The organism is Acaryochloris sp. CCMEE 5410 (assembly GCF_000238775.2).
Taxonomy (GTDB): Bacteria; Cyanobacteriota; Cyanobacteriia; order Thermosynechococcales; family Thermosynechococcaceae; genus Acaryochloris.
This window is the reverse complement of sequence record NZ_AFEJ02000002.1, coordinates 575,261-599,490: the sequence shown is the minus strand read 5'-3', so window position 1 is coordinate 599,490 and position 24,230 is coordinate 575,261. Positions and strand designations below refer to the sequence as shown.

Genomic DNA, 24,230 nt, shown 5'->3' with positions numbered 1-24,230 from the left:
GCTAAGCCTTGGCCTCAGCAATAGATGAATCTTTTGGGCTGATAAATATAGGGAATGAACACCAGAAAATGAGATCAGATTTCAACTCTCTTATCTGAAGAAATTAGCCTAGTAAATAGGGCGATGAGATAGACAACTTTTTCTATCTACTTTCTTGATGATTGTTGTAAGCATCTTGTAAAAAAGCTTGAATTTTATTCAGTTCAAAGTGGTTTGACCAATGTAATATTTTCTGGCAAAAGAATTGATATTTTGGGCAGGACATTTGAATGTCTAATAACTCATCTTTGATTTCAAATATACTACCTTTATTGGCCATGCCTACTAGTTTGTCTAAGATCTCTTTAGGTGGGTAAACTAGGTTTGAAAATGATTCTTTTTCCTTGGTAGGAGAGTTAAGAAGGACTGGAGATGTTCTCTCCCCATCAACGTCTGACAAGCCTGACGGGTCGGTAATTAAGTTCGGTTGAGCCGTTGGCGAAGCGCTTTTTACGGTTTGGGTTGCGTTAGACATTATTTCTGGTGAAGCAACCTCCATCTGCTCGGGCGAGGGGGCTAGCGCTTCGTAAATCCAATCCAAATTAAGCTGTTCGGAAAAGGTCTGAAATAAAGCTTGGGTATCAATGGGTTTAGCGAGAAAAGCATCGCTACCCATATCTAACGCTTGTTGATGGTGAATGGGATCAACTGAGGCTGAAGAAACGATGAACTTGAGGGTTTGGAGATCGGCCTTGCCACGAATATGGAGTAATAACTCAAATCCATCCATTACGGGCATGGATAAATCCGTGAGGACTAAATCTGGGTGATGGCTGAGCTTTTCCAATGCTTCTAAGCCATTATGGGCCACGTCTACATTAAATCCGAGGGGTTTCAAGAGATTGGCTAGCATCACGACATTGTCCTCATGGTCATCAACCACGAGAATCCGTTTGCGCTCACCTTGGTAGCCGATAATGCGATCGTGGTTGTTGAGAATAACTTGGTATTGAACCCGATTCTCCGTGAGAGGGAGGTCGACCTTAAAGGAGAACTCGCTTCCTATTCCCACTTGGCTTTTGACTTGAATATTGCTGCCCATCAGTTGAACAATACGCTGACTGATGGCCAGTCCTAAACCTGTGCCTTCTGCTCGTCGTTCACGGGCTCCAACTTGTTCAAAGGCATCAAAGAGTTTGGAGAGATCTGCTTCAGCAATCCCGATACCCGTATCGATGACCTGAAATAGAAGTGACGTTTCCAGGTCAGTGGTGTTCAAAACTTCAACTTGGAGAGTGACCGAGCCATAATCCGTAAATTTGATGGCATTGCCTAATAAATTGATTAATACTTGCCGCAGACATTTTTCATCAACCTTGACCCCTACAGGTAGGCCCTGGGGAGTATAAACAAAATCTATCCCCTTTTGCTGAGCTTTGATTTTGCACATTTCGACCACGCTGTGAAGCACCGTGGGTAAGTAGGTATCAACTGGCACTATTTCCAACTTACGGGCTTCAATTTTGGCTAGATCTAAGATGTCATCAATCAGGCTGAGTAAATGGGAACCACATTGGTGGATAACTTTAATGCCGTGACGTTCTTGTTCCTTTAATGTTGAAGACCGATTGAGGATTTGGGCATAGCCTAAAATGCCGTTGAGAGGGGTGCGAAGTTCATGGCTCATATTGGCTAGGAATTCACTCTTCGCTTGGTTGGCCCCATCCGCCTGTTCCTTGGCTATTTGGAGTGCCTGGGTTCGTTCCTCAACTTTTTGCTCCAGAGTGTGGGAGTATTCCTCGAGCTGTTGATTGGCTTGTTCTAATTCATCTTCAGCTTGACGTCGTTGGGTAACATCCACTGCCATGGAAATGACAATTCGTCGACCATCCGGTAAAGTCCCTAAGGGCGCAGAACTAAACTGCCAACGGCACTGATCGCCCGCTTTGGTGTGAATGGTAAATTCACCTTCTTCCCATCGAGAGGTTAAAGCGTACTTTTTGGCCATCACCTCTTTAATCACCCGGTCCGCATCTTCTCCATAGGCCCGCTGAGCCCAAGTGGTTGTGGAGGGAATCTCGGGGTGAGTATAGCCCGTGAGTTCTGTCCAGGTGGTGTTGATTTGAAGAACTTCACCATCTTCGGCATGCAGCATAATCGGGAAAGGGGCATCCTCAATCGCCCGCCGAAACCGTTGTTCACTAAAGCGCAGGTTCTCTTCTGCAGCTTTGCGATCGCTAATATCTAGAGCAACGCCGTCCCAGACGGTATCGCCATTATCCAATCGTTCGATGCGAGCGATCAGTTGAATCCAGCACAGTCCTTTTTGGGGCAGGAGAAGACGACATTCAATCGGCGTTGATTGCAAGGTTTGGTGAAAGGCTTGAACCTCAGATTGGACAAAAGCAAGGTCATCGGGATGGACCCGCTCCCAGAGCTTGCTCGCATCCTGGCGTGCCACTTCGGGTTCTATTTCAAATATTTCCCGAACCTGAGAACTGATATAGGTCAGCTCATTCCGACCATCCGGGTGTAAGACGTAGCGATAGATCATCCCCGGTACGTTTTCGGTCATCCGTCGAAATTGAGCCTGACTATCCTTCAAGGCCAGTTCTGCGGCTTTGCGATCGCCAATATCTTGAATCATCCCTAGGGAATACTGGGCTTCTCCATTTCCCATTTCCACGAGGGTAGCGGTGGTTGATGACCAAATAATGCCACCGTCCTTTCGGAGATATCGTTTCTCGGTTGTAAAGTCACCAATTTTTCCCTTCTGAAGGAGCTGCATCAATTGATGAGATTCGGACAAATCATCAGGATGGGTGATGTCGGCAACGGTCTTTTGTCGTAGTTCAAGGTGACTATAGCCCAGCAAGCCGCACATATAGTTATTAACCCGGGAAATCTTACCCGTTTGATTATTGATTTCCACAATACCCAAGGCAGCCTGATCGAAGGCTGCATTGGCTCGGGCTTCGCTGAGTTGAAGGGCCAGTTCTGTATGTTTGCGATCGCTAATATCAACGATCACACCTTCTAAATGTTGGAGTTGATGGTCGGCATTAAAAATGCCCTTCCCCTTTTCCGTCACCCAGCGAATTGAACCATCTCGGTGGATCACACGGTACTCCAGGGAGAAGGGTTGATGGCGAGTCAGTTGTTCGTTAATGGCTTGATCCACCCATTCCATATCATCGGGATGGATAATGCTAGTGTAGCTGCGGTGGCGATTATCGATAAAGTCTGCAGCCGGATAGCCAGACAAAGCTGTAACTGCATCACTCATAAACTCCATGGTCCAATTTGCATCGTTTTGGCAGCGATAAACCACGCCATCTAAATTTGTGAGCAGGTTACGGAATTTACTTTCACTTTGTCGTAAAGCATCCTCCGCAATTTTGCGTTCGCGAATATCTCTGACGATTTTTGATGCCCCTATTACCTCACCCTGGCCATTTACCAGAGGGGAGATGGTGACTGATATATCAATGGGATACCCCTGTTTGTGAAGTCGAACAGTTTCAAAGTTCTCAATGCTTTTTTTCTCTTTAAGACAAGTCAGAATGTGGGTTTCTTCATGATGTCGATCCGGTGGAAACAACATTAAGATAGATTGGCCAATCGCTTCTGCTTCCGAATATCCGAACAAGTCGGTGGCTGCTTGATTCCAACTGGTGATGGTGCCATCTAAGGTCTTCGTTAAAATCACGTCATTGGAAGATTCAACCACGGATGCCAGTAGATGAGAGTTGGCCTCCGCAATTTTGCGATCGCGAATATCTCGCATGATGGTTGAAAAGTTTTCAACGGTGCCATCCGCTGCTTTATGGGCAATCACAACTTGAGAAACCGGTATTTCATTCCCCTCGGTATCTAAGACGGCTAATTCTCCAGACCAACTGCCATGCTGGATTGCGGTCGGTATGACTTCGCTGGCTACTAATTCGTTCACCCATGGGGGATGAAAGTCGGCAATACATCGTTGGCTTAAGGCCATCAAATCAGGGCGAAGGTTCGCCAACTGACGATTACACCATACGTCCCCACCTTTAGCATTGGAGATACCAATAAAATCGGGTGTGGCTTCGAGAACGGCAGTAAGACGGGCTTGTTCTTGCTCTAGCTGTTTGCGATCGCCAATATCTCGAAGGGTACAGTGGAAGATCATTTCTTCCTGATATTGGATGGGCGTGAGGGTCACTTCTGCCCAAAAGTGTTCTCCACTGGAACGTTGATGGACCCACTCAAATCGGAGAAAACACTGGTCTAGGGCGGCCTGCATGATCGCCTGAACGTGATCAGCAGACCGTTGACCATTGGGCTGCCTCTCTGGCAAGATTTGGCAGGGGTGGAGGGATAATAATTCAGATTTATGGGCATATTGCAGCAGATCAACCGCCGCCTGATTGCAGTCAATAAAGCCTTGATCGCCCAACAAGAACACCGCATCTGCCGCCTGATCAAATAAAGTTTGCAGACGGTGTTCTGATTCGGCTAATTGCGCAGCTTTATCTTGTTCGAGTTGGTACAAACGAGCATTCTCTAGAGAAATAGCCGCTTGGGAACAGAGGAAGTTAAGGACGGTGATGCGATCGCATGTAAATACCCCCGACGCCAATTGGTTCTGCAAGTACACCAGTCCATTCAAATGCCCTTGATGCAGAATCGGCAAACACAGAACACTTTGAGGTTGATGGGTTTCAAGATAATGATCAATGATCGGTAAATCGGTCTTTAAATCATCAATCGCCAGCGCTTCTTGAGTATTTTTAACGAACTGAATCAGTTGTAGGGGTAGATCCGGGTGATCCGCCAGAGGAGCTGAAGACAGTTCCATCATTTCAGGGGTCGCAGTGGCTCTGACATGCCAAGTGCTATCGGCTTCAGGGAGCAGTAGAATCAATCGATCTGCACCAGAATTTTGTAGCATCATCGGCGCGAGTTTTTCTAGTAATTGATCCAGGTGTAAACTCTCTGAAAGGGCTTGAGCACCTTTGAGAATCGCGGCCAAATCGAATGCTGTATTGATGCTGTTGTGCGTTGATTGAGCTGAAGCAGAAGAATGAATGGATAGGCTAGGTGAAGAGAAGCTTGTAAGGGTGTCCAATGGGCTGAAAATCTGAGAAGCTTTCTGGAGAATGGGTTGGAGCAACTCAGGATAACGCTGTTCAAGATCGTTGCTTTTAGCTTTGGCTCCCCAGCGGGAATAACAGTGATAAGACTCTTGCATGTAGCTAGCAGCCACTTTTTCTTTCCCCCAGGCGAGGTAAAACTTGGCAGCAAGTTCATTTGCAAGGGCTTCTTCCTGTTGAAAATGGTTAGCCTTAGCGCCAGATATTGCCAGATCATAGAGATGAATGGCTTCAGCATATAGCTGCTCTAATTCAGCTTTCTTGGCTTCAACTAAATCATATTTATGTTGATGGTTAGCGGCACAATGAGTGCTCCACATCTTAAACTTCTCTTGATTCCCTTTAACCCTCTGCATCAGCTGCTCTTGTCTTTTGGAATCTGCTAGCAATGCCGACCGTTCTAGCTGCACAAGAGAATCATAAAAGTAGAAAATAGGCTGGATGACCATGGCGGTAGCACTAGCCGTATGTTGCTGAGCCACATCAGCATTATCAGCCGCTACCTCTAAAGCCCCAAACAAGTAAGCCAGCATCATTTTATTGGTATGCAAGACGAACGTGCCTAGTCCTTCTCCTTCTGCCTGATAGCGCTTACAGAGAGCGGATTCATCAAATTGATCGTCTGTTAAATTCCAGGGGGTTTTGTTGCCTGCTATAAGTACGATGACTGTTTGGTAGTAAATTTGACTCCACCCATGTTGTGATTTCTGGCGAAGTTGAGTGATGGCATCACAGTAGGTAGTTATGGTTGGTTTGATCTCATCGAGGCTATTTCCTGCCAGAAATGAGGTTGCACAAATTTCAAAGGCTGCGTAGGCTGCAAACTCTAAATCCCCCGATTCCAGCGTTTCCCCATAAGCTTGTTTGAGGGGGGCGACGAGTGAGTTTAGAGGTATTTTCCAATGGGCAACACCGAAAAAATGTACCACTTTAGCCCGAGCCTGTATTCCAGATTGGGGGAATTGATGGGTGATCGCCAGAGCTAACTCTCCGAACTGATATCCAGAGTCAATATCGTTCAAGACTCCACATAACAGCAAACCATAATCTACATACGTATGAGCTGATTCTGGGCAGTGACCATACTGCAAACAAATACCGAGACGGGTACAAATTTCTATAGATATCAGTTGAGGTGCGGCAAAAAAGGCGGCGGAATGAACTACACCTAGAATCTCGACGATAGCAAGTTGTCTACGGTTTTGATTAATGGGTTGGTCTAGTAATCGGTCTATGGATAGATCCAACAGCGCCGTTTGAGTCTTGTTTAATATCGCCTCAATATCTGCATCAGATGGATACAGAGGAATCTTCACGCCTAATTCGTCTAGAATTTTCAAGGCCGTTCGAACCGCTAACAAGGGTTGACGACTAGCGGTTTGAGCTTGAATTTTAGTCTTATATACACTGACTTTTTCTAATGTCGTGGTTGCATGCAGCAGAACCTCCTCAATACAAGCGTCCATAGTGGCGATGTCAGCACTGAGATACGCTAATTCTGCTGCTTTCTCATGCAACAACAATGCCAACTCACGATTAACAGACCAAATATCATTTCCTAATTTGTGCAGTAGCGTGATGCTAGTGCAAATACATCTTAATCCTGTGGAATATCCGGTTGATATGAGTGCCTTGTCAGCCGCTTGCAAATTCAACTTAATGAGTTCACGTATCTCCGTCTCTGTATTCAATTGTTCGCTACTGATATTGAGGTGAGAGACAATCTCAAATATGTTGTTGTCAATTTGATGCTCTTGGGTGCGGGCTAACAGTAACTGGCCGATCGTGTAATGAGTTTTTATCCTCAGTTCATCTGGTAGCAATAAATAGGCAGCTTGCTGAATCCGATCATGGGCAAAGTGGTATGTTGATGGGGCTTCAATCGCCAGGGAAGATACACTATTCCCATAGAAAAACTTATAGTTTTCTGACGCTGGAACGATAAATCCTCCTTGTAAAGCAGTCCACAAGTGCTCAGTTATCTGACCTGGAGATTGCCTGGAAATAGTGGCTAGAGTGTCTAAATCGACAGTATTGCCAATGCATGCTGCTAGTCTTATGATTTCTTGGGTAGATAGTGGTAGTTTTCGAAGCCTTGCTACCATGAAGTCTAGTAAATCAGTATTGAAAGCCAGCTGATGTACTTTGTGTAAGTTATATTTCCAATGCCCTACCTCATAGTCAAAGAAAATTTGACCTGCTTGATAGAGTTCCTGTAAAAACTGAATGCAGAAAAAAGGATTCCCCTGGGTTATTTGGTAAATAAGTTGGGAAAGGGGGATAGCTGTTTCTTCTGGACAATGCAGTGTATCTACCGCAATCTCCTGAATAGAAAGGGCTTCGAGGGAAGGCAAAGTAAGGGTTTGAATGGCCACATATGAGTCGATCTCTTCCAAGGCCAACATAAGGGGATGAGCCGAGAATATTTCATTATCTCGATAGGCCCCTACCATGAGCAGGTGTTTTGTGTTTATGTCTAATCCAACACCCTCCATAATCAATTTGAGTAAATTCAGCGAGGCTGCATCTGCCCACTGCAAATCATCCAAAAAGATCACAAGAGGATGTTCTTGGGTAGCTAATACCTCTACAAACCTGCTAAATACTAAGTTGAATCGGTTTTGCCCTGCCTCCCCTGCTAATTCCTGCACAGCAGGTTGTTTACCAATGATCTGCTCAAGTTCTGGAACCACCTCAATCAAGATCTGACCACTATTGCCCACCGCAGCTAGGATTCTCGATTTCCATTGGTCTAGTGCTGCATCTGATTCACCGAGGAGTTGTCCCATCAGGCTACGAAAAGCTTGTACAAATGCAGCGAAAGGAATATTCCGATTGAACTGGTCAAATTTGCCCTTAATGAAATAGCCCTTTTGTCGAGTAATCGGTTTGTGGATTTCATTGACGACTGCCGTTTTGCCAATGCCAGAGAAACCTGCCACCAACAAAAGTTCTGAACTACCCTCAACCACACGGTCGAAGGTGTCTAGCAAGGTTTGTACTTCTTTTTCCCGACCGTAGAGTTTTTCGGGTATCAAGAAGCGATCGCACACATCTCTCCGCCCAACCTCAAACGGCTCAACTGCTCCTTTATTAGTCCACTGAAAAAGACAATGTTCCAAATCATGCTTCAACCCCAACGCACTTTGGTAACGATCTTCAGCATTTTTAGCCAGGAGCTTAGCCACGATAGTTGCAATAGCTTCTGGTACCCCAAACTGAGTCAGGGAAGGGGGTTCTTGAGCAATATGGCAATGGAGCCACTCCATGGGCTCATCTGCTTGAAACGGAAGCTGACCTGCAAACAATTCAAACAGCGTTACACCCAAGCCATAAAAGTCACTTCTAAAATCAATTCCCCGGTTCATACGTCCCGTTTGCTCCGGGGCCATATAGGCTAAAGTTCCTTCTAATGAATTAGGATTTTTGATCTCTTGAGTCTCTTTGGGTAAAAGGGACGCAATCCCAAAATCAATCAGCTTAACCTGAAGCGTTTGAGGATGGATCAGAATATTGGCAGGCTTGATGTCTTTGTGTAAGACACGCTGTTGACCGAGGTAATGAAGTACGTCTGCCAATTGCAGGGCAATCTTTAACCCAACTTTGAGAGAAATAGAAGACTGTAAGAATTGTGAAAGGGGAATCCCCTGGATATCTTCCATCACCAGGGCATAGGTCTGATCGTAGGACTCTAGACCATAGGTCGTGATAATCCCAGGATGATCTAAGTTGTGACTGATAGTGAATTGATTCCGAAAGGCAAGGTGATCGGAAAAACTTAAGATCACTTGAGGAGGCGTAGTTTTGATGACTACAGGTTGCTGATCAATGACCCGTAAGGCCCGATAGACCCGCGTCTTCTGTCCCTCATGCAGCATTTCAAGGGGAGTATATCCGCTCAAACGAGCACTTGGAGTCAGGCGCATGTCAGAAAGATCCATTTTTCCCACAAGGTCCATTACTTTTGAGCATGCCCACAAAGGTATACTTTCAACCCTAATTCCTGATGCGAGTTAGATTATTATTTGGAGCCAATCAATTTCCCAACTCATTTCTGACCTGTTTCGGCCCCCTGTCAAAGCATCGCTCTAAAACTCTCCACTTTCTCCAAGCACGAGAGGCGAGCCTCTATCCCTTAGTGTCCCCTCTCTCGATATGCATTTTTATCAGCTCTATGGTCTGATTTTTCAATCAACCTTTTCTATTCCAGACTTACCAGAATTATTGCCTACAGACCAGAAGCCAGATGCCACGATTCAGCTGGTGACGGATGGCTGTATCCATGACTTTATCCCCCCAGGGGTTGCCCAACAGCCCATTGCGATCCAAATTGATCCAACGGATGCCTTAGTTTATCTACGGGGTATCGGTGTTTTTATTGTTCAAGGGGGGTGCAAAATAGTCCTCGTTTGTACCCAAGGTGCAGAACAAGAATCCATCTGCCAGGCATTATTGGGTGTTGTGCTGGCCGTTCTGCTGCATCAACGAGGACTCTATATTTTGCATGCGAGCGCAGTCGCTATTAACAACATAGCCATTGCCTTTCTTGGAGACTCGGGGGCGGGTAAATCATCCGCTTTGGCCGCATCGGTAGATCAGGGATGGATCGGTATCACGGATGATTTAACAGCCGTTCATGTCAATATAGACAACGCCTCGCTCTATTCGGGTGTCCCCAAGATGAAGTTGTCTGCAACCGCTGCCGCTCAGCTCCAGTTGGTCTCCTCGATATCGACGACTGAAGAATCTGCTTTCGCATTTTCGATAGCCAGCTCCTCCAAAGCTTATGACCTTCAGAATTTGTACATTTTGGAATATGGAGAAGACTGGTCTATTGAACCCGTGCCCCAGCAGCAAGCCATTATTGAACTACTCAGGTTTTCTGGCTTAAAGTCCGTGTTGCCGGTTCGAGACCGCCGCCATTTTAAGCAAGCAGCTCAACTGGTCAAGCATGTAAATCTGTATAGACTAAGGCGTCCACGGGACTTGAACCAGCTTTCGAAATTAGCTGAATTCTTAAAAGACCATATAAAGAGTACCCATTCTGGGAAATATTCGCTAAAGTGTGAAGTGGTAAAATAGAGTTCCGTCGCGGAACAAGTGAAATGAGCATGAAAAAAGCCTGGACTTCCCCTAAATTAGAGATTCATGGAGCGATTGAAGAATTAACTCAAGTCAGTATGGATGACTTGCAGAAGATGGGACCCTTCGCACTTCCCGACCAAGCTTATGATCTATTGGCTAGCTTAGGCGGACTAAACTAAGCGTCACCATTGGCCTTTTGAATTAATAAATTAATTTAGATTCCTAGCAAATTCTTTGTTAAGAATCCTGGCTTCATTGAATCGAGCTTATTTCCGCTTCAAAGCGATTAACACTCTAAATAACCTTTATGTATCTCCTGGTTCTGTACTGGACCGGGAGATTTGTTTTGTCTGCTAGCCTGGCCCCCGCCTTGCCACTATCAACTCAAACTTGCGACGATTGAGTTTTTGCCGTTTGGCCGAATAAGACTTTTCTCTTTTCGGCGGTCAATTGGGCTGATTGGCTAATCTGCTTGCCTTTTTCATAAGCGGTGACGGTAGCAGGTCTCTGTTCAATTTGCTGAAACCAGCGGTCAATCTCCGGAAAGTCCTCTAACTGTTGACCTTGCCATTTGTAGGGCACAACCCAGGGATAACAGGCCATGTCGGCAATGGAGTAGTCACCGGCAATAAAGTCTTTCCCTTGGAGATGCAGATTTAAAACGCCATATAATCGATTTGTTTCATTCACATATCGGGTAATGGCATAGGGTAGCTTTTCTGGTGCATATTGAGAAAAGTGATGGTTTTGCCCAGCCATTGGCCCTAATCCCCCTACTTGCCAAAATAGCCATTCCTGCACAATATTGCGTTGCCGTATATCGTTCGGCAGAAATTTTTTGGCCTTTTCTGCTAAGTACAACAAGATAGCGCCAGATTCAAAGACTGAAACAGGTTCACCGCCATCCGCAGGAGCATGGTCAATGATGGCAGGAATCCGATTATTGGGAGAGATTTTGAGAAACTCTGGCTGAAACTGATCTCCAGTCCCAATATTGATGGGCTTAATCTCGTATTCTAGCCCAGTTTCCTCTAGGAATAGGGTTATCTTATGTCCGTTGGGAGTGGGCCAATAATATAGCTCAATCATGGTGAAAACAGGCAGAACGGCGAGGGGCGTTAGGGAATAGAGTCTACCCTGTTCTAGATCAGGGCAATGATGATGTATGGATGCTAACTTATTCCTCTGGCGAAAAAAGAGCAGTCGCGGCCAGGATCAATAATCCTGCTGCAGCCACAAATGGGCCAAGCAGCTTCACCCAAAAAAGGGTTTGCTTAACGCTGTAGGCAAATAAATAAATTCGTAAATTGGTAAAGGTATTGGGCACAACCGAAATTTTGGCAATGTCACCCCGCAGGATCTCAGATTGTTTAAAGACGATGTGGTGGCCTATTGGTGTTTTAATCCAGAGGAAATAAGCGAGTACCCCTAAGATTAAAGATAAGAAAACCGTGATGGGTGCTTTGCCTTGATCCATTCCTGGGTGAAATTAGGTGTCTATCCATGGGGACATTCATACCCCCTACTTATGATAGTCATTATCACTAATCCAGATGGCAGGAATAGGCATCAGCCTGGAACTTTGAATTTATGGAAGGATGCCTCATAATCGCAATATTGGCCTTTCAAAAACACGATAACTCTAGATAAGCTGAATCTTCTTAAAGCTATGGCTGACAATGAGCTAGGATCCGCTTTTCAACATGAATACATCACCACTAACCAGGTGCGGTTACATTATGTGACCCAGGGGGAAGGGCCATTAATGCTGATGCTCCATGGCTTCCCAGAATTTTGGTATTCTTGGCAACATCAAATTCCTGTTTTTGCCCAGGACTATAAAGTTGTGGCCTTGGATATGCGAGGGTACAACGATAGTGAAAAGCCCCAGGATATCAGTGCCTATCGCATGGCAGAGCTGATTAAGGATGTGCAGGGGGTGATTCAAGGGCTGGGCTATGACCAGTGCATCTTGGTCGCTCATGATTGGGGTGGTGCGATCGCATGGCAATTCGCCTATGCTCACCCAGAGATGCTGCACAAACTGATCATTATGAACTTGCCCCACCCCGCCAAGTTCCAAGAAGCGCTACGCAGTAATCCCCAACAAATGCTGCGGAGCTGGTATATCGGCTTTTTCCAAGTGCCGATGTTGCCGGAGCTAATGTTTCAGGCTAATGACTACCGTGCGATCGCATCTATGTTTTCAGAACGGGCGACCAATAAACATGCCTTTAGCCCTGCCGATTTAGAAGCGTATAAAAACGCTGCGGCCAAGCGAGGTGCCCTCACTGCCATGATCAACTACTATCGCAGTAACCTTGATATGCTCTTGAAGCCAAAAGAGTGGGGAGTCTTGGACGTTCCTACTCTGCTGCTATGGGGAGAAGATGACTTTGCCCTGGGTAAGGAACTCACCTATGGTACTAAAGATTATGTTCGCGATCTTGAACTACACTATCTCAGTCAGTGTAGCCACTGGATCCAACAAGAACAGCCGGAGCTGGTCAATCAATATATGCGCACCTTTTTGATGGTTTGAGCCGAGTGGAATCCCACGAAAATATCACCATTGCTGAATATCAGGCTACTGCCAACAGCTTCCGAGAAGGAACTTGGGACCATGATGTCTCCCAGAACCGACAGGCGTTAGTGAAATGGATGCCCCACAATCCGGGTCGCATCTTAGATTTAGGCTGCGGCCCCGGTCGCGATCTCTTGGCGTTTAAATCACAAGGGCATGAAGCAATTGGTTTAGATGCCACTCCCGCCTTTGTGGAGATGGCTCAGCAAATAGGCTGTGAAGTTTGGCAGCAAACCTTTCTGGATCTAGATCTGCCAGACTGCTATTTTGACGGGATTTTTGCCAATGCGTCTTTACTGCATGTCCCCCAAGCTTCAATGGAGTCGGTCCTCAATAACTTGTGGCAATCCTTAGTGGTTGAAGGGGCCATTGTGTTATCCATGGCCCGAGGTAAGCAAGAGGGCTTTGTCAATCGCCCTTCCGGTCAGCGGTTTGTCTCTTATTGGGAATATGCAACCCTCGCCCCTTTGGTGCAAGCAGCTGGGTTCACCGTAGTGGAGCATTACTACCGACCGCCGGGACTTCCCCAAGATCAACAGTCTTGGGTGGTGATTGTGGCGGTTAAACCTCAGGCTGGGGGGTGATGATGTTTAGCTAAAAATCGATCGAGCTGATTGGCAAACAGTTGTCGATCTCGTTGATTTAATGCCGGTGGTCCACCCGTGACCAGTCCACCTTCTCGCATCTCTTCCATAAAGTTACGCATCGAGAGTCGTTCTCGCATGTTGTTTTGCGTATACAGCTCACCTCGGGGGTTGAGGGCATGGCCTAATTTTTCAATGACAGCAGCGGCCAAGGGAATGTCAGCCGTGATCACGAGATCGCCAGCCTGGAGATGTTCCACAATATGGTTGTCAGCGCCATCAAAGCCCGTAGGGACTTGAACCGCATCAATATAATCGGATGCAGGAGGGTTAATATATTGATTCGCGACCAACGTTACGTGAATTTTGACTCGCCTTGCAGCTCGATACAGAATTTCTTTGATTGCATTCGGGCAGGCATCGGCATCAACCCAAATTTTCATAATTTCTTTCCCGTTCTATTTCTGATGTAGTCCCTGCTATCTGATGCGTATCAGCATTATACGGATTAGGAAAAGGAAGTATGGAGATATACAGCTAGTCAAACGTTTTATCCTATTAGGTCTTTACCCCTTATCACATTTATATGGACAGGTTGCTTGGATAACTATGTTTGAAATACCTTACTTTGGGAAAATCGATCATCAGAACCTACCTGACTATCTTGAAACCAAAATTCAATTTGACGAAAAACCAGTTGAATTGGACTTAAACTTTGAGATATCAAGTTTGGAAGAGGTTAAACTCCACCAGATAAAAGTCTTTTTGAGTCTCCTTCCACAGAATATAAGAATTGCCCAGAAATATCTAAATCACTTAGCTAAAGATGATGAGTTAATCGTTGAATATTTTGAGTGCCACCAAGACTTGATTAAGGATTATGGACTGAGGTTAGAGCTTGGTACGCTTGTCCTCATGAGAGTAGGGATCTACCCAAGCAATGAGTGCTACTCAGTATTTGACTTCACATTCCCGAATGATTTAAGTGATAGATTCCTGTCTGTCATGCTAAATCATGATAGCTCTCTAATTGATATTACCCATGAGAGCTAAAAAGAGCGCAAGAAGCATGTACAACACAGGGCTGTTTTAAGTTAGCAGCGAAAAAATAATATCGACCCGATTAGCCAGCTTAGTCATCGCGGTTTTGAGGGATTGATAGTCGTTTAGCCGCAGGATATTAATCCCAATAGTTCTAAGCACTGACCAATTGAGCAGTGCTTGTTCATCTTCGAGTCGATAATCATCTTCGCCAAAAACAACATCCTTCGGCCAATGCAACCGATTTTCAATGCCCCAATGTTCTCGGACCAGAGATTGCCAATGCTGGGGTGAGGTGGCAGCTGAACTGATGTAATAGGCGGTATTGTGATACTCCTTTCCTTTGCGAGTACCCCATCGTTGGACACAAAGTACAGAGCGAATTGCTGTCCATTCTTGTAGGGCTATGCCAACAGGCTCATAAACCTGGATACACCGATGTTCATCTCGTCCTCTACTTTGGGTGGAGTGGGTGTGCTCAGCCAGAGGTATAAGACACTCAAAGTAAGTCTGGAGGTGGTCGTAAAGTCTTCCCTGATTGGATTTGACCGCCACAAGATAGTCATTACCCGAGGCCACAATCTTCTCAAGTGTTTTTTTGGGCGTGTAAGGCATCCATGGTAATCAGCAAGCCATCGAGTTGAAGGGTTTCCAACAAAGCCTGCACGACTTTGATTTCGCTATTATCCTCCTGAGTGAGGGCTTCGAGCTTGAGGGTGATGCTTGCTTCCACCGCAAATAAACTCACCAACCCTACAAAACGCTGCTTCCCCTTGGCATCTGTCAGCCCCTGACGAATCCGTTTGCCATCAATAGACCTCTTGCAATATTCGTTTCATGATGTGCTACTTATGCAAAAAATGTCGCGATCTGACTCGAATTTTAAGTCCTCTACCATGTCGTTAGTTGAATTATGCAAGAGGTCTAATGGAGGCTGCATAATTATCGGGAGAGTGAGTCTGGGCTTTCGAGAGCATCCATGCTTCAAATTGGTGGCTCAACGCTTGGAAGTCAAGCCCCATCATCACTCGACGAAAGGTACAGTGAGACGGAACTTCGAGGCTCTCAAGTCCCAATAGCTCACTTAAAGGCTGGCGATAATCGCTAAATCCCCCATTCTGGGGGACTTTGAGATTTATGATTATCCGAGATGGGAGACAGGGTTAGGGGTAACAAGATGCGAGAATAGCAGACGCAACACCACCACATTCGCGGCACGACCCCAGCCATTGCCGCCGCGCGACGACTAAGAATAAATCCGGCGACCGCAGAACAAAAGCTGTGGAAAGCACTGCAAAAACGTCAACTCAGCGGTCTAAAATTCCGCTGCCAACACGCCATTGGCTCGTTCATTGTCGATTTTCACTGTCCCCAATGCCGATGAGTGATTGAGCTAGACGGCGACATCCACAATCAGCAGGTGGAATACGATAAAGCCCGTACTGAGCAGCTCAACCAGCTTGGTTCCCGAGTAATCCGATTCCATAACTCAGACGTTATGCACCACCTAGATCCTGTACTTCAGCATATCCAATATGCGAGTAAGAAAAGTATTGATCGATAGTCAAAGTCCCCCAAGATGGGGGAGTTAGGGAGCGAATGCAAAGTTTAACTGAGCGTCCAAAACAGCTTCTCAACGCGGCTCATGATGACGACAGAGGGCAACGGCTTTAATTTTTATCCTGTAAGAAATTACTTGGACGTAACTTTAGGCCGCTCTTGAGGGACAGGAATAGGCACCGCAGAATCCAACTTGGGTGAGAAGCGAACACTCAATTTTTGGATAAACATCCACACCGGTAATCCAAACAGCTGGTAGGCATGAAACATCGTGGCAATCACGACACTTTGTGCCAAAGGAACCCCCATACCATTCAGAGAAAACGCCAAGGCCGCTTCATAGGTGCCCAAGTTCGCCATCGTGGTTGGCACCGTCAGCCCCAGATTCAGAATAAACAGACAAATTAAAAGCTGTGGTAAGGACAGAACATGGCCTTGAGCCATACACAATAGCTGCAGCAGCAGACATTCCGTAAACCAATCCCCCAAGTCCATGACCGCAGCATTGCGAATTTGGAGAGGATTACGAATCACTGCCAGTCCGACCTTAAACTTACGAAGCCACTGCCGTAGTTTGGGGAACCGTTGGCGCAAACTTCGCTGAAGTGCCCACAAGGCAATCCCCAGAAAAGGAATGCCGATCAGAACAATAATGCCTTTCTCCCACCAATCAACCTGGGGTAGCCCGACAGAGACTTGTAAGGCGGATAGCACTGCTAAGGTGACCAAGATGCCAACATCCAGCACCTTATCCACTAAAATAACCGCCGTGGCTTCAGCCGCATCAATCTTGCGGCCCTTCGCATCTTTATCCTTGCGCAACAGGGCAATTTTGACGGCATGTCCAGCTTGGCTAAGCACAAAATTGCCAATAAACTGGCCTGATACATAGGTATTCGCCGCTTGTGCCCAACTCACCCCAGCCGCTTGGGGACAAAGCACCCATAAGCGAGTTACCTGAAACACCATTTGCACTAATGTAACCCCTAGCATTAGCACGAGCATTTCGGGACTAAACCGTTGAAATGCTTCTAGCAAATCACGGCCTTGGAGATTGATTTTTTGAAACAGAAAAGCGAGTCCAAGTCCAACGCAAAACAGCATTAAGAGACGGACAAACGTTTTCTTATGCCAAAACTTATTCATTGGTTTGCAGCAAGATGAGACTTGGCATGAGCGGTTGAATGGGGGAATAACAACTTTGATATCTGCAAGATTCGTCTCCTTCTCCACTGATGGGTCTAATACTCTGCCTAGAGATGCTGATCGCCAATTCTCCAATCATTCTTTTTACTTTGGGAAAAAGTTATCTGCATCATCTCTCTATGCAAACGCGTTGAGGTTTTGAGTAGAATCATTCTGTGGCCTGGACAATCAAAGCCTAGATTAACCAATAGAAATGGATTGTTTTTTTAGATCTAAACTTGTCCCTCGTGAATCCAGGGAAGTCATTATTTCTAAGGGTTGATTTCTCCAAGGTGAACAGACTTTTAGAGGCTTAATCCTCCTTGTATTTTGTTGCCATTATCCCTTTTTAGGGAGCATTTGTCTTGGCAGCAAGGTCTGAGAAGTGCGATGCAACAGCTTCAAAACTGAGGAATTCCCTGCCTGGGACTTAAGCCAAAAACGCATCCTCACTCATCATTAACTATCGCTAGTATGGACAGTGAAAATGTGATTTCTGGGTCGCATATGCAACAAAATTGACCGTCACAGTTGATCGTCAAATCCATCTTTTAGAAGGAACTAGAGGGGCAATGGCACGTCCAAGGAAGAGCCATTCACTGCCAACTGTACGCCAGAATACTTGAAGTCTAAAGCATCCCTAAACTACAGTAATGTGATGCAGATCCGCCTTCATTGTGATGTAAGTACTAGCGGGTTTATATGCTCAAATTTAGGATTTTGCTACTGCAGATTTTGACCCTATGACCCAACCTTCAACCCTAGTCGACTTACTGCGAGAGCGGTCTCAGCTCCAGTCTGATTTAACGGCCTATACCTTTTTGGCCGACGGCAAAAACGAATCCGGGACCCTCACCTACGCCACCTTGGATTTGCAGGCTCGGGCAATTGCAGCCGCAATACAGGCCCTAACCGCCCGAGGCACCAACGTTCTGGTCGTTTATCCCTACGATGCCGGACTGGAATTTGTGTCCGCGTTTTTTGGCTGTCTCTATGCCGGAGTGGTGGCCGTCACCGATAATCCACCCCGGAAGCCCGAAGCCATTGCCAAACTTCAAATCCGGGCCAAAGCCTCAGAAGCCACGGTGCTGGTCTCCACGGCAGGATTTTTAGAGCATCTGAAAAACCAGCTCAAAAAGAATCCTGATTTAGCCCCGTATTTGAATCAGCTCACCTGGCTGGCAACGGATACCGTACCCACGGATCAAGCCTCTGCCTGGACTCAGCCGGAGTTAGAGACCGATACCCTCGCCTTCTTGCAGTACACCTCGGGTTCCACCGGAGATCCGAAAGGGGTGATGGTCACCCATGGCAATATGCTCCATAACTCCAAGATGATCTATGAGAGCTTTGGCCATTCCGACCAGAGTCAGGGGGTGATTTGGCTGCCCCTATTCCACGATATGGGGCTGGTCGGGGGCGTCCTCCAACCTTTATATGGTGGCTTCCCGGTCACCCTGATGTCGCCGATTGCCCTGATCCAAAAACCGATTTTGTGGTTAGAGGCCGTATCCAAATATGGGGCAACCACCAGCGGCGGTCCCAATTTTGCCTACGATTTACTTTGCCAGAAGGTGAAGCCGCAGCAGCGAGACCAGTTGGATCTAAGCAAATGGGAAGTGGCCTTTTCCGGGGCAGAACCGATCAAAGCCGATACCCTGGATCAATTTGTGGACTTCTTTGGTCCCTGTGGTTTCCGGCGAGAAGCCTTTTATCCCTGCTATGGTATGGCTGAAACCACCCTCTTTATCTCTGGGGGCCTAAAGTCGGAGCCCCCCATCGTTCGTTATCTTGACAGTACGGCTTTGGCCGAAAACAAGGTGGTTCCTGTAGAGCCAGCGTCAGACAAGGCCCAGGCGATTATCGGCTGTGGTCGTATGTGGTTAGGGGATCAGGTTGCGATCGCAAATCCCGATACCCTGACTAAATGTGCGGAAAATCAAGTCGGTGAGATTTGGGTTGCCGGGGATGGCGTGGGCAAAGGCTACTGGAACAAACCCGACGTCACCGCCGAGACCTTTCAAGCCCGCTTAGCCGATACCGGAGAAGGCCCCTTCCTACGGACCGGAGACTTAGGCTTTGTTCAGGATGGCGAAGTTTATATCACGGGCCGGATTAAAGATTTGATGATTATCTGGGGTCGGAACCAATATCCCCAGCTGATTGAACAGACCGTGGAGCAATGTCATCCTGCTCTCCGACCCAATCATGGTGCCGCTTTTTCCATTCCCCTGAATGGTGAAGAGCATTTGGTGATTGTCCATGAGGTGGAACGAAACTTTTTCCGACGCCTCCCCGTCGAAGAGGTTATCGGAGCGATTCGTTTAGCCATTGCCGAGGACCATATGGCTGAAGTCTATGCCGTATTGCTCCTCAAGCCAGGTGCAATTCCCAAAACCTCTAGTGGCAAGATTCAACGCCGTGCTTGTCGGACTAAATTTTTAGAAAGCAGCTTTCAACCGGTTGCCGAGTGGAAACAAGAAACCCAAGGTAATATCTCCGATTTGATGGCGCCTATGGCTGCGAATCAACCGTAATTTAAAGTTCCCCGAATATTGTCCTCCTTGGTGCAAGCCAAGGACCGATTGTCTACCCCAAAACTCCAGTGCTATGAATGTTCTCAGTCAACCGGATGGAAATTGGCAGGCCAAAATTCGCCAACGCTTTCTCAAGGCAGCCGAGCAGCTCCTGCGGCGGTTCGAAGGTCTAATCGAGTCCCACTCCCTAGTGGGCAATACGCCGTTTATCGAGACTCAACCGTTCCCCTGGGTCAAGCAGCTAGAACATAACTGGCCCACCATTGCCCAAGAATTGGAGGATATTCTCCAATATCAAGATGAGCTGCCCAATTTCCAAGATTTATCGCCGGATCAGTATCGTCTCACCCAAGACGATCGCTGGAAGACCTTCTTCTTCTATGCCTTTGGGGTGAAAGCGGCCCAGAACTGCGCCCGCTGTCCTCAAACCAGCCAGCTGATTGAATCGATTCCGGGCATGAAAACGGCCTTTTTCTCTATCCTGCTGCCCCATAAACATATTCCCGAGCATTGCGGGGTCTTTAAGGGGGTGGTTCGGTACCATCTGGCCCTGAAAGTGCCTCAACCAGAAACTCAATGTCGTCTCCGGGTGGCAGACCAAATTCGCCATTGGCAGCAGGGGCAGGGGTTAGTCTTTGATGATCGATTTCCCCATGAGGTTTGGAACGATAGCGACGAGGTGCGGGTTGTCCTGATTATTGATGTGATCCGCCCCCTGCGATTTCCTGTCTCGCTGCTCAATCAGACCCTGATTCGCCTAATTTCCTGGTCGCCTTTTGTCCAGGATGCTAAAAAGCTTCAAAACCAGTGGGAACAGCGCCTAGGCGCGATTATGAAACATTCTGATGCCAGCGTTAGGCATCAAACGTTAAGGATTGATTAATATAGTCAACACATCATTGGAATACAGTCCTGTGAAAGAATTTCTCGAAACTTTAATGCGCAAGCATATTGGGGGTTTGGTTTCGCGTTCGTCCCTTGTGGGCCACAAAACCTTCTTTGACCCCCAAATATTTAGCTGGGTCCCTCTTTTGGAACAGAACTGGCGAACCATTCGTCAGGAACTGGAACAGGTTCTTCAATATCAAGAGGCATTGCCCAATTTTGAAGAGTTGGTGGAGTATGACGCCGACCTCACCAAAGATACCCAGTGGAAAATGTTCGCCTTCTACGCCTACGGGATTAAAGCCGAAAAGAATTGCGATCGCTGCCCGGAAACCACCCGGCTGATCGAACAAATTCCGGGGTTGAAAACTGCCTTTTTCTCGATTTTGCTGCCCCATCAGCGCATCCCGCCTCATCGGGGGCCCTATAACGGGGTGCTGCGCTATCACCTCGGGTTGATGGTGCCGGAGGCCACAGACCAATGCGGTATTCGTGTCGGTAAGGATATTCGCCATTGGCAAGAAGGCCAAAGTCTCGTCTTCGATGATTCCTTCGAACATACGGCCTGGAACGACACGGATAGTGTGCGCGTTGTCCTGTTCTTGGATGTGGTCCGACCCGTCAAATTTCCCATCTCTCTGCTGAACCAAGCCGTGATTCAACTCTTCTCTTGGTCCCCCTATATTCAAGGCGCAGCCGCCAATCAAAAGAAATGGGACAAGCGATTGGATGCCGTATTGGCTGCGAAAGGGACCCAATAGCGTCGTGACAGATCATGGTGTACATTGGCTGGAGTGTTAATGCGCCCGATTGTTGATTTCTAAGCCCTAACTTATGAGTGCATTGAGCCAGTTTTACACCGATTTCAAAACCAAGAACCGTGAGGTTGCCCTCAAAGCAGGAGAAGGCTTGTTGCGTCAGTTGGAGCGGATCATCCGAACCTCTTCTTTAGTGGGCAACTCAACCTTCTTCGATCCTGATCAGTTTGCATGGGTCAAAACCTTCGAAGATAACTGGCAGGTGATTCGCAAGGAACTCGATGAGATTCTTAAATATAGAGACGACCTACCAAATTTTCAAGATATTTCCCCGGATCAGTACAACATCACCAATGATCAGCGCTGGAAAACCTTTTTCTTCTATGCCTATGGAGTGACGGCAGAGCAAAACTGTCGCCTCTGCCCGGAAACGGCCAAGCTGTTGTCCAGTATCCCCGGGGTGAAGACGGCTTTTTTCTCGATTTTGCTGCCCCAAAAGCAAATCCCACCCCACCGAGGTCCGTTTAATGGGGTGCTGCGCTACCATTTGGGCTTGATCATTCCTGAGGCTGCCTCAGACTGTGGGATTCGAGTGGGAGAAGATGTCCGCCATTGGCAAGAAGGCAAGAGCCTCGTGTTCGATGACTCCTTCGAGCACGAAGCCTGGAATAATACCGACGAAGTTCGGGTGGTTCTTTTTGTTGATATTGTCCGTCCCCTCAAATTCCCTGCATCCCTGCTGAATCAATTTATTATTCAGCTGATTGCCTGGTCTCCCTATATCAAGGATGCCGAGACCAATCAAAAGAAATGGGACCAGCGGTTACAAGGGCTGTTCAAATCGAAAACGAATTCATAATCCTGTAGTCAGGATGGAGTATAACGTGGCTGAAACAAAAAATTGGGATGCCAAGGTCGAAGCAACGGGTCCGCCAAAGGTGGACAGTTTGGTGGATTTACTCCGCTATCGAGCCGCTCACCAGCCTAGCCATCAAGGCTTCACCTTTTTAGTGGATGGCGAGGAAGAAACCCTCCATCTGACCTATGCGGAGTTGGATGCCAAAGCCCGTGCGATCGCAGCTGCGCTACAGTCTGCCTGTCAACCCGGTGATCGCGCTCTACTGGTCTATCAGCCCGGATTAGAGTATGTTGCCGCTTTCTTTGGCTGCCTCTATGCAGGCGTTACGGCGGTCCCCATTTATCCACCCCGCCCGAATCGCTCCCTGATGCGCTTGCAGAGTGTGATCGCGGACTCCCAAGCCATTTTTGCCCTGACCACCTCTCAAATTCTGTCGAAGCTAGAACGACAGTTGATTGATGCCCCAGAGTTAAGGGCCCTAAAGTGGTTGGCCACCGATAGCCTTAGCGTCACCGAACCCCGTCAAGCTTGGCAAGAGATTCATCCCCAGGGCCAAGATTTAGCCTTTCTTCAATACACCTCTGGCTCAACCGCAACGCCCAAAGGGGTGATGATTACCCATCACAATCTGTTGCAGAACCTGGCGCTGATTCACCAATGCTTTGAGCACAGTTCCCAGTGCCAAGGGGTGATTTGGCTACCGCCCTACCATGATATGGGTTTAATCGGCGGGATTTTGCAGCCCTTATACGGCGGATTCCCCGTAGCCCTGATGTCTCCCTTTATGTTTTTGCAAAGTCCGATTCGCTGGCTCCAAGCCATTTCTCGCTATCGAGCCACCACTAGCGGCGGGCCAAATTTTGCTTATGATTTATGTCTGCGCAAGATCAAGCCAGAGCAGCTTGAAACCCTGGACCTAAGCTCTTGGCGGGTGGCCTTTAATGGCGCAGAACCCATCAGTGCTCAAACCCTCGAAGATTTTGCCACCAAGTTCGCTCCCTGCGGATTTCGGCCTGAAGCCTTTTTCCCCTGCTATGGCCTTGCCGAAGCCACCCTGATCGTTTCTGGGGGACAGAGACAGGCCAAACCTGCGCTTAAAACGGTCCAAGGGGCAGCCTTAGAACAACATCAAGTCGTCTCTGCTCACTTAGGAGATACCGATGCTCGCACCTTAGTGGGCTGCGGCACTGCCCTCCAAGGTCAAGAAATTGTGATTGCTAATCCTGAAACCCTCCAACAATGTCCAGCCGAAGAAGTCGGCGAAATTTGGGTGTCTGGCCAAAGCATTGCCCAGGGATACTGGCGGCAATCGGACGTATCTCGGCAAACCTTTCAGGCTCATTTAGCCGATACCGGAGCTGGCCCCTTTTTACGCACCGGAGACTATGGCTTTTTGGTGGGCTCCGAGCTGTTTGTGACCGGTCGCTTAAAGGACGTGATTATTATCAATGGCCGTAATCATTATCCCCAGGACATTGAGTTGACCGTCGTCCAAAGCTATCCGGGTATTCGACCCAATTGTGCTGCAGCATTTTCGATTACGGAAGCCGGGGAAGAACGGCTAGTCGTGGTGGCGGAATTGGAGCGGAATTATATCAACCGCTATCAAAAAAATGGCAAGAAGCCCTCTTCCCAACCGCCTCAGCTCAATAATTTTGTCCCCCCCACCAGCCTGACGGGAGAGTCAGAACCTGCCGCCGTCGAAAAAGATATTCTCACTCAAATCCGTCGAGCTGTTGCCAAAGACCATGACCTGCAGATTCATGCCCTGTTGTTGCTCAAACCCGGCAGTATTCCCAAGACCTCTAGTGGTAAAATTCAGCGGTTTACCTGTAGAGCCAAATTTCTAGAGGGAGACTTAGAGAGCGTGGCCAAGAGCGTGCCCCGCGCCTAAAAGAAAACAGCAATTCTTGGAACTTTTGCAGGCAAAAAGTCAGTCTCAACTTACACACTTATCTCAGGAAGGACATCAGCCATGCTTACCATGAGTCGGTTCCGACTAACGCAACCTTGATCACTTTTCCCCTCTCTGGACTAAGTT

At 47.4% G+C, this 24,230-nt stretch carries 15 protein-coding genes and 3 pseudogenes; 11 read left to right on the top strand and 7 right to left on the bottom strand.

All coding sequences use genetic code 11. From position 1 onward, the window contains the following. Positions 1–142 precede the first annotated feature (142 nt). The gene (locus ON05_RS23575) at positions 143–9,037 is read right to left on the bottom strand and encodes a PAS domain S-box protein (protein WP_175307182.1); all 8,895 of its coding nucleotides are present in this window, start codon (positions 9,035–9,037) and stop codon (positions 143–145) included. A gap of 229 nt (positions 9,038–9,266) precedes the next feature. Between ON05_RS23575 and ON05_RS23570 the strand changes: the two genes are divergently transcribed. Both ON05_RS23570 and ON05_RS23565 read left to right on the top strand, forming a co-directional pair. Further along, the gene (locus ON05_RS23570; protein ID WP_010469590.1) at positions 9,267–10,193 is read left to right on the top strand and encodes a hypothetical protein; all 927 of its coding nucleotides are present in this window, start codon (positions 9,267–9,269) and stop codon (positions 10,191–10,193) included. A gap of 29 nt (positions 10,194–10,222) precedes the next feature. Then, the gene (locus ON05_RS23565; protein WP_010469592.1) at positions 10,223–10,375 is read left to right on the top strand and encodes a hypothetical protein; all 153 of its coding nucleotides are present in this window, start codon (positions 10,223–10,225) and stop codon (positions 10,373–10,375) included. A gap of 205 nt (positions 10,376–10,580) precedes the next feature. On the opposite strand, the gene ON05_RS23560 is transcribed toward ON05_RS23565, so the two are convergent. Together ON05_RS23560 and ON05_RS23555 are read right to left on the bottom strand one after the other, a co-directional pair. Then, positions 10,581–11,285, bottom strand: coding sequence for a glutathione S-transferase N-terminal domain-containing protein (locus ON05_RS23560; protein WP_010469593.1), 705 nt, complete (start codon positions 11,283–11,285; stop codon positions 10,581–10,583). Positions 11,286–11,373: 88 nt separating this feature from the next. Continuing rightward, positions 11,374–11,673: a hypothetical protein gene (locus ON05_RS23555; protein WP_010469595.1), complete on the bottom strand. Its 300-nt coding sequence runs from the start codon at positions 11,671–11,673 to the stop codon at positions 11,374–11,376. 192 nt (positions 11,674–11,865) lie between these two features. Here ON05_RS23555 and ON05_RS23550 point away from each other — a divergent pair, with 192 nt between their 5' ends. Together ON05_RS23550 and ON05_RS23545 are read left to right on the top strand one after the other, a co-directional pair. Beyond that, on the top strand, positions 11,866–12,738 hold the full coding sequence (locus ON05_RS23550; protein WP_010469597.1) for an alpha/beta fold hydrolase: 873 nt from the start codon (positions 11,866–11,868) through the stop codon (positions 12,736–12,738). 5 nt (positions 12,739–12,743) lie between these two features. Then, positions 12,744–13,364, top strand: coding sequence for a bifunctional 2-polyprenyl-6-hydroxyphenol methylase/3-demethylubiquinol 3-O-methyltransferase UbiG (locus ON05_RS23545; RefSeq protein ID WP_010469599.1), 621 nt, complete (start codon positions 12,744–12,746; stop codon positions 13,362–13,364). Here the strand turns inward: ON05_RS23545 and ON05_RS23540 are convergent. Continuing rightward, a complete protein-coding gene (locus ON05_RS23540; protein WP_010469601.1) occupies positions 13,349–13,807 on the bottom strand; it encodes a YaiI/YqxD family protein in 459 nt (152 codons plus the stop codon). The genes ON05_RS23545 and ON05_RS23540 overlap by 16 nt on opposite strands. Before the next feature lie 166 nt (positions 13,808–13,973). Between ON05_RS23540 and ON05_RS23535 the strand changes: the two genes are divergently transcribed. After that, the gene (locus ON05_RS23535) at positions 13,974–14,417 is read left to right on the top strand and encodes a DUF2004 domain-containing protein (RefSeq protein ID WP_039778935.1); all 444 of its coding nucleotides are present in this window, start codon (positions 13,974–13,976) and stop codon (positions 14,415–14,417) included. 36 nt (positions 14,418–14,453) lie between these two features. Here the strand turns inward: ON05_RS23535 and ON05_RS23530 are convergent. Further along, positions 14,454–15,216 (bottom strand): annotated as a pseudogene (locus ON05_RS23530) (ISAs1 family transposase); the annotation flags it as partial. 114 nt (positions 15,217–15,330) lie between these two features. After that, a pseudogene (locus tag ON05_RS23525) lies at positions 15,331–15,511 on the bottom strand (ISAs1 family transposase); the annotation flags it as partial. A 101-nt stretch (positions 15,512–15,612) separates the two neighbouring features. Between ON05_RS23525 and ON05_RS23520 the strand changes: the two are divergent. After that, positions 15,613–15,969 (top strand): annotated as a pseudogene (locus ON05_RS23520) (endonuclease domain-containing protein). Between the two features lie 128 nt (positions 15,970–16,097). Here ON05_RS23520 and ON05_RS23515 read toward each other — a convergent pair. Continuing rightward, a complete protein-coding gene (locus ON05_RS23515) occupies positions 16,098–17,111 on the bottom strand; it encodes a lysylphosphatidylglycerol synthase transmembrane domain-containing protein (RefSeq protein WP_039781261.1) in 1,014 nt (337 codons plus the stop codon). Positions 17,112–17,893: 782 nt separating this feature from the next. On the opposite strand from ON05_RS23515, the gene ON05_RS23510 reads away from it, so the two are divergent. The 5 genes from ON05_RS23510 to ON05_RS23490 all read left to right on the top strand — a co-directional run bounded on the left by ON05_RS23510 (position 17,894) and on the right by ON05_RS23490 (position 24,083). Beyond that, positions 17,894–19,687: a fatty acyl-AMP ligase gene (locus ON05_RS23510; RefSeq protein WP_010477119.1), complete on the top strand. Its 1,794-nt coding sequence runs from the start codon at positions 17,894–17,896 to the stop codon at positions 19,685–19,687. A gap of 73 nt (positions 19,688–19,760) precedes the next feature. Continuing rightward, on the top strand, positions 19,761–20,570 hold the full coding sequence (locus tag ON05_RS23505; RefSeq protein ID WP_010477121.1) for an aspartyl/asparaginyl beta-hydroxylase domain-containing protein: 810 nt from the start codon (positions 19,761–19,763) through the stop codon (positions 20,568–20,570). Between the two features lie 31 nt (positions 20,571–20,601). After that, a complete protein-coding gene (locus ON05_RS23500; RefSeq protein WP_010477123.1) occupies positions 20,602–21,333 on the top strand; it encodes an aspartyl/asparaginyl beta-hydroxylase domain-containing protein in 732 nt (243 codons plus the stop codon). A gap of 73 nt (positions 21,334–21,406) precedes the next feature. Next, the gene (locus ON05_RS23495; protein WP_010477125.1) at positions 21,407–22,189 is read left to right on the top strand and encodes an aspartyl/asparaginyl beta-hydroxylase domain-containing protein; all 783 of its coding nucleotides are present in this window, start codon (positions 21,407–21,409) and stop codon (positions 22,187–22,189) included. Between the two features lie 13 nt (positions 22,190–22,202). Then, positions 22,203–24,083 (top strand): fatty acyl-AMP ligase, encoded by a 1,881-nt coding sequence (locus tag ON05_RS23490; protein WP_029315458.1) that lies wholly within the window; start codon positions 22,203–22,205, stop codon positions 24,081–24,083. Positions 24,084–24,230 lie beyond the last annotated feature (147 nt).